This window comes from Mycobacterium sp. MAA66 (genome assembly GCF_041261665.1).
Taxonomy (GTDB): Bacteria; Actinomycetota; Actinomycetes; order Mycobacteriales; family Mycobacteriaceae; genus Mycobacterium.
On the sequence record NZ_JBGCCC010000012.1, the window covers coordinates 158508 to 166019 of the forward strand.

General features: G+C 65.0%; 4 protein-coding genes and 1 pseudogene. 4 read left to right on the forward strand and 1 reads right to left on the reverse strand.

Annotation, left to right across the window (positions count from 1 at the left end; all coding sequences use genetic code 11):
- Positions 1–21: 21 nt before the first annotated feature.
- Positions 22–888 carry a PAC2 family protein gene (locus ABIA30_RS24820; protein WP_370070366.1) on the reverse strand — a complete coding sequence of 289 codons (867 nt, stop codon included), beginning with the start codon at positions 886–888 and terminating at the stop codon, positions 22–24.
- 88 nt (positions 889–976) lie between these two features.
- On the opposite strand from ABIA30_RS24820, the pseudogene ABIA30_RS24825 reads away from it, so the two are divergent.
- The 4 genes and pseudogenes from ABIA30_RS24825 to ABIA30_RS24840 form a co-directional block, all read left to right on the forward strand.
- Positions 977–1295, forward strand: a pseudogene (locus ABIA30_RS24825) (homocysteine S-methyltransferase family protein); the annotation flags it as partial.
- 150 nt (positions 1296–1445) lie between these two features.
- Positions 1446–5204, forward strand: a complete 3759-nt coding sequence (gene metH, locus ABIA30_RS24830) for a methionine synthase (RefSeq protein ID WP_370070368.1) — start codon at positions 1446–1448, stop codon at positions 5202–5204.
- Between the two features lie 17 nt (positions 5205–5221).
- A complete protein-coding gene (locus tag ABIA30_RS24835; protein ID WP_370070370.1) occupies positions 5222–5887 on the forward strand; it encodes an HAD family hydrolase in 666 nt (221 codons plus the stop codon).
- A 50-nt stretch (positions 5888–5937) separates the two neighbouring features.
- Entirely contained in the window at positions 5938–7401 is a 1464-nt protein-coding gene (locus tag ABIA30_RS24840; RefSeq protein WP_370070372.1) for a sugar porter family MFS transporter, read from the forward strand.
- The last annotated feature ends 111 nt before the right edge of the window (positions 7402–7512 follow it).

Genomic DNA, 7512 nt, shown 5'->3' on the forward strand with positions numbered 1-7512 from the left:
CCACCGTAGGGAGCGGGTGCGCTACCGTCCGCGGCGCTTGAGGTAGCGCTCGAATTCAGCGGCCAACGCATCGCCGTCGATCTTGCCCAGGGCCTCGTTCATGTCTACCTCGGCGTCGCCGCGTTCCTCCAGGGACTGCACGTACTCGGAGATCTCTTCGTCTTCGGCGGTCATCTCGTTGACCGCCTGCTCCCATTCCTCGGCGGCGGTCGGCAGATCGCCCAGCGGCACCTCGATGTCCAGCACGTCCTCGACCCGCTGCAGCAGCGCGACGGTGGCCTTGGGGCAAGGCGGCTGAGAGACGTAGTGCGGCACCGCCGCCCAGAACGTCACCGCCGGGATACCGGCTTGCACGCACGCGTCCTGGAACACCCCGGCGATGCCGGTCGGGCCCTCGTAGCGGGTCTCTTCCAGGCCGAACGTCTTGGCCGACTCGGGGGAGTAGGCCGCCCCGGACACCGGCACCGGCCGGGTGTGCGGAGTGTCGGCCAACAGTGCGCCCAGGATCACGACGGTTTGCACGTTGAGCTTGTCGGCGATGGCCAGCAGCTCGGCGCAGAAGGTCCGCCAGCGCATGTTCGGCTCGACACCGTGCATCAGCACCACATCCCGGTCACTGCCGGGGGGCCGGCAGTGCGAGATCTGCATGGACGGCCACACCAATTCCCGAGTCACCCCGTCCACCTGGCGGATGACGGGCCGGTTCACCTGGTAGTCGTAATAGGCCTCGTCGTCGATCTCGACGACGGTCTGCGCTTCCCAGATGGCATCGAGGTGTTCCAGCGCGTCGCTGGCCGCGTCACCTGCGTCGTTCCACCCCTCGAAGGCCGCAACCACGATGGTGTCGTGCAGGTCGGGCAGGCCGGTGTTGGTGTCGAACGGTGTCACACCGCCAGCGTAAGCCCTGCCCGGGCCTGCTGAGCGCTATCGGCAGGTGGGTCGGCCAGGCCAACTGATTTGCTAGACCGACTAGCATATTGACGTGACTGCTGTGGACAATCCCGCGTACGGCACCGATCTGCTCGACACCCTGTCGCAGCGGGTAATGGTCGGTGACGGCGCGCTGGGTACTCAGCTACCGGAAGCCGGTCTGACCCTCGACGGCTTCAACCATCTCGACGGGTGCAACGAGACCCGGCCCGTCGTGATCGAGTGGATTCACCGTAACTACTTCGAAGCGGGCGCCGAAGCGGCCGAGGCGAAATACGTTCGGCTGCAATCTGGTTGACCGCGGTGGCTACGACATTGCAGACAAGATTCGTGAGCTGTCACGCAACGGCACCGCGATCGCGAAGCCGGCGGGGGCCGGGGTCGAGCTGGGCGTTCAGACGTCGATCGGGTGACGACGTAGACTTTTCTGGTCGAGAGGCGTTGCAACGGTTCTCCGGCTCTGCCGGTATCCGCCACGCTCGGCAGATGCAAGGACGCCTTCCGCTACGGAAGGAGTGCATGTGAACGCCGTTGAATCGGTCACCTTTGTGCCGAACATCCGCCCCGACTGCACCGACGAACTCACGGCAGCTCTGCGCCAGCGGATCATGGTGATCGACGGCGCAATGGGCACGGCGATCCAGCGCGACCGGCCGGACGAGGCCGGCTACCGCGGCGAGCGGTTCACGGAGTGGCCGACCGCTCTTCAGGGCAACAACGACCTGCTCACGCTGACGCAGCCGCAGATCATCGAGGGAATCCACCGCGAGTACCTCGAGGCCGGCGCAGACATCCTCGAGACCAACACATTCAACGCGAACGCCGTTTCGCTAGCCGACTACGACATGCACGAGCTGGCCTACGAGCTGAACTACGCCGGCGCTGCTCTGGCGCGCAAGGTCGCCGACGAGTTCAGCACGCCGTCCAAGCCCCGCTACGTCGCAGGCGCCATCGGGCCGACGACCAGGACCGCGTCGATCTCACCGGACGTCAACGACCCCGGAGCCCGCAACGTCTCGTACGACCAGCTGGTCGCCGCCTACCTCGAAGCCGCCAACGGCCTGGTCGACGGTGGTTCTGACCTCCTCATCATCGAGACGATCTTCGACTCGCTGAATGCCAAGGCGGCGGTGTTCGCCGTCGAGACGCTGTTCGAGGAGCGCGGCCGCCGCTGGCCGGTGATCATCTCGGGCACCATCACCGATGCCTCTGGCCGGACGCTGTCCGGTCAGGTCACCGAGGCGTTCTGGAACGCGATCAGGCACGCGAAGCCGATCGCGGTGGGCCTCAACTGCGCCTTGGGCGCGCCGGAGATGAGGCCCTATATCGCCGAGATGGCGCGGATTGCGGACACCTTCGTCTCCTGCTACCCGAATGCCGGGCTGCCCAACGCCTTTGGCGAGTACGACGAGTCCCCGGAGCGTCAGGCCGGCTACCTCGCCGAGTTCGCCGAGGCCGGCTTGGTCAACCTGGTCGGTGGGTGCTGCGGCACGGCTCCGCCGCACATCGCCGAGATCGCCAAGGTCGTCGAGGGCAAACCGCCGCGCGAGCTACCGCAGATCGACCTGGCTACCCGGCTCTCTGGCCTGGAACCGCTCAACATCACCGACGGCTCCCTGTTCGTCAACATCGGTGAGCGCACCAACATCACCGGCTCGGCCCGGTTCCGCAACCTGATCAAGGCCGAGGACTACGACACCGCCCTGTCGGTCGCCCTGCAGCAGGTCGAGGTCGGTGCGCAGGTCATCGACATCAACATGGACGAAGGCATGATCGACGGCATCGCCGCGATGGACCGGTTCACCAAGCTGATTGCGGCCGAACCGGACATCAGCCGCGTCCCGGTGATGATCGACTCCTCCAAGTGGGAGGTCATCGAAGCGGGCCTGAAGAACGTGCAGGGCAAGCCGATCGTCAACTCGATCTCCATGAAGGAGGGCGAGGAGAAGTTCATCCGCGAGGCACGGCTGTGCCGTAAGTACGGTGCCGCCGTCGTCGTGATGGCCTTCGACGAGCAGGGGCAGGCCGACAACCTGGAACGTCGCAAGCAGATCTGCGGACGTGCCTACCGGATCCTGACCGAAGAGGTCGGCTTCCCGGCCGAGGACATCATCTTCGACCCGAACTGCTTTGCGCTCGCGACCGGTATCGAGGAGCACGCGACCTACGGGATCGACTTCATCGAGGCCTGCGCCTGGATCAAGGAAAACCTGCCCGGCGTGCACATCTCGGGCGGTATCTCGAACGTGTCGTTCTCGTTCCGGGGCAACAACCCCGTCCGCGAGGCGATCCACGCGGTGTTCCTGTTCCACGCCATCAAGGCCGGCCTCGACATGGGCATCGTCAACGCGGGCGCGCTGGTGCCCTACGACTCGATCGACCCTGAGCTGCGGGACCGGATCGAGGATGTGGTCCTGAACCGTCGGGAGGATGCGGCCGAAAGGCTCCTGGAGATCGCCGAACGGTTCAACAAGTCGGAGAAGACCGAGGACCCCAAGGCCGCGGAGTGGCGCAGCCTCCCGGTGCGCGAGCGGATCACGCACGCGCTGGTCAAGGGCATCGATGCCGACGTCGATGCCGACACCGAGGAACTGCGGGCCGAGATCGCCGCGGCAGGTGGACGCCCGATCGAGGTGATCGAGGGCCCGTTGATGGACGGCATGAACGTCGTCGGTGACCTCTTCGGCGCGGGCAAGATGTTCCTGCCCCAGGTCGTGAAGTCGGCCCGAGTGATGAAGAAGGCGGTGGCGTACCTGCTGCCCTACATCGAGGCGGAGAAGGAACAGTCGGGTGCTGCGGCGGGCGACAAGGACACCAACGGGACGATCATCATGGCGACCGTCAAGGGTGACGTCCACGACATCGGCAAGAACATCGTCGGGGTCGTTCTGCAGTGCAACAACTACGAAGTGATCGACCTCGGTGTGATGGTGCCTGCCCAGAAGATCCTGGACGCGGCGAGGGAGCACAACGCCGACATCATCGGGCTGTCCGGACTGATCACCCCGTCCCTGGACGAGATGGTCAACTTCGCCGTCGAGATGGAACGCGAGGGGTTGCAGATCCCGCTGCTGATCGGTGGTGCGACCACCTCGCGCGCACACACGGCCGTGAAGGTCGCGCCGCGCCGCAGTGGTCCGGTGGTCTGGGTCAAGGACGCGTCACGCTCGGTGCCGGTCGCTGCGGCGCTCCTCGACGACAAGCAACGTCCGGCCCTGCTGGAGGCCACCGCAACCGACTACGCAGCCCTTCGCGAACGGCACGCGCAGAAGAACGAGCGGCCGATGCTGACGCTGGAGAAAGCGCGCGGGAACCGGACGCCGATCGAGTGGGACGGCTACACGCCGCCGCTGCCCGCACAGGGCACCGGCGTCCGAGAGTTCAAGGACTATGACCTCGCCGAGCTGCGCGAATACATCGACTGGCAGCCGTTCTTCAACGCCTGGGAGATGAAGGGCCGGTTCCCCGACATCCTCAACAACCCGGTCTCGGGCGAGGCCGCCCGCAAGCTGTACGACGACGCCCAGGAGATGCTCGACACCCTGATCAAGGAGAAGTGGCTGACGGCCAACGGGGTGATCGGGTTCTTCCCGGCGAACGCGGTCGGCGACGACATCGAGGTCTATACCGACGACACCCGCACCGAGGTGCTGACCACGTTGCACAACCTGCGTCAACAGGGCGAGCACCGGGACGGCATCCCGAACCGGAGCCTCGGCGACTTCATTGCGCCCAAGGACACCGGTCTGGCTGACTACGTCGGCGCTTTCGCCGTCACCGCGGGGCTCGGCAGTCAGGACAAGATCGCGGAGTTCAAGGCTGCCCTCGACGACTACAGCGCAATCCTGCTGGAGTCGATCGCCGACCGGTTGGCAGAGGCTTTCGCCGAGCGGATGCACCAACGAGTTCGCAAGGAGTTCTGGGGATTCCAGCCCGACGAGCAGCTGGACAACGAGGCACTCATCGGTGAGAAGTACGTGGGAATCCGCCCGGCCCCCGGCTACCCGGCGTGCCCGGAGCACACCGAAAAGGTCACGCTCTTCGAGTTGATGGACGTCACGGAGCGGATCGGCATCGAACTGACCGAGTCGATGGCGATGTGGCCCGGTGCTGCCGTCAGCGGCTGGTACTTCTCGCACCCGCAGTCGCAGTACTTCGTGGTCGGCCGACTGGCCCAGGATCAGGTGGCCGACTACGCGAAGCGCAAGGGATGGACCCTGGCCGAAGCCGAGCGCTGGCTTGCTCCCAACCTCGGCTACAACCCGGAGGACTGAGTCTCATCACCCGCCCAATGCTCAAAGCTGTCCTGTTCGACATGGACGGCACGCTCGTCGACTCCGAAAAGCTTTGGGACGTCGCGATGCATGCCTTCTACGCCCGAAAGGGTGGGGTGCTGACCGACGCGGTGCGAGTGTCGACGGTCGGCGGTTCGGCCGAGAACGTCATGCGCATCGTGTACGACGATCTGGGCCTTGACCCCACGCCGGAGGCTATGGCCGAGTCCGCAGACTGGCTACACGACTACACCGGTGAGTTGTTCGAGCAGGGGCTGCCCTGGCGGCCGGGTGCGCAGGAGTTGTTGAAAACATTGGCCGCCAGCGACATTCCGCTTGCACTGGTGACCAACACCCGGCGCACGCTTGCCGAGCAAGCGCTGAAAACCATTGGCGGCCACTACTTCGCAGTCTCGGTCTGTGGTGACGAGGTTCCCGACGGGAAGCCGGCTCCCGACCCGTACCTCCGGGCCGCGGAACTGCTCGGGGTGGCGGCGGCGGATTGCCTGGCGATCGAAGATTCGGTGACCGGTGCGCAGTCGGCGGATGCTGCGGGATGCGCGGTGCTTGTGGTGCCCAATGATGTCGAGGTACCGGACGGGCCCCGGCGCCGTCACATCGAATCGCTTGCCGGTCTGGACGTCGAACAGCTGCGCGCGATCTACGCGCAGATCGTAAGCTGACCTGCGCCGATTGGCCGTCATGTGACGAGTCGCTGTGCGATCGTTGTGGCATGTCCCACAATCCTGTTGGCGATACCGCGGTCGGTGACGAGGAATTCGGCTCGGGACGCAGTGCGGTCCGGATCGCCTCGGTAGCTGCGCTCGGGGGTCTGCTGTTCGGCTATGACAGCGCGGTGATCAACGGCGCGGTCAAGTCCATACAGGAACACTTCGCGATCAACAACGCCTCACTCGGAGTGGCGGTGGCTTCGGCATTGCTGGGCGCGGCCGTCGGCGCGATGACGGCGGGCCGTCTCGCCGATCGGGTCGGCAGGTTGGCGGTGATGAAACTGGCTGCGGTGCTGTTCTTCATCAGTGCTTTGGGAGCCGCCTTCGCCCCCACGGTGTGGGTTCTGGTGGGCTTCCGGATCGTCGGCGGGCTGGGTGTCGGTGTCGCCTCGGTGATTGCGCCGGCCTATATCGCCGAGACCTCGCCGGCGAGCATCCGCGGTCGGCTGGGGTCACTGCAGCAGCTGGCCATCGTCACCGGCATCTTCCTGTCTCTTGCCGTCGATGCGCTACTGGCGCACCTGGCCGGTGGTGCCGGTAACGAACTGTGGCTCGGTCTGCAAGCGTGGCGCTGGATGTTCCTGTTGATGTGCGTACCGGCAGTGGTCTATGGATTGCTGACGCTGACGATCCCGGAGTCACCGCGTTATCTTGTTGCTACGCACCGTATTCCGGAGGCTCGCAAGGTACTCACCACGCTGCTGGGTGAGAAGAATCTGGAGATCACGCTGAACCGGATTCAGGAGACGGTGGACACCGAACAAGCGCCGTCGTGGCGCGACTTGCGCAAGCCAGGTGGGGGAGCGCTGAACCTCTACGCCGTCGTGTGGGTTGGCCTGGCGCTGTCAGTTTTCCAGCAATTCGTCGGCATCAACGTGATCTTCTATTACTCCAATGTGCTGTGGGAGGCCGTCGGGTTCGACGAGAGCTCGTCGTTCGTGATCACCGTGATCACTTCGATCGTCAACATCGTCACTACGCTCGTCGCGATCGCCCTGATCGACAAGATCGGCCGAAAGCCGTTGCTGCTGATCGGTTCTGCCGGCATGACCGTCACGTTGACCACGATGGCGGTGATCTTCGGCACCGCCCCGCAAGTCGACGGCCAGCCACAGCTCAGCAGTGCCGCCGGTCCGATTGCGTTGGTGGCGGCCAATTTGTTCGTGGTGGCCTTCGGCATGTCGTGGGGCCCGGTGGTGTGGGTGCTGCTGGGTGAGATGTTCCCGAACCGGATCCGTGCGGCGGCGCTGGGCTTGGCCGCGGCCGGTCAATGGACGGCCAACTGGCTGATCACCGTGACGTTCCCCGAACTACGCAACATGCTGGGAGTGGCGTACGGATTTTACGGATTGTGCGCAGCGTTGTCTCTGGTGTTCGTGGCCAAGTGGGTGCACGAGACCAAGGGCGTGTCATTGGAGGACATGCACGCCGAACTGCTCGACTCCGGCGACATCGGACGGGCGTGACATACGGCGAATCACGCTGTGGGACTGTCTGTTTCGTCATCGTCGTTGCCTTCTATCGGGTAGAGGGTGGGGTGGTGGTATTGGTTGGTGCGGGGTTGGCCGACGTCCAGT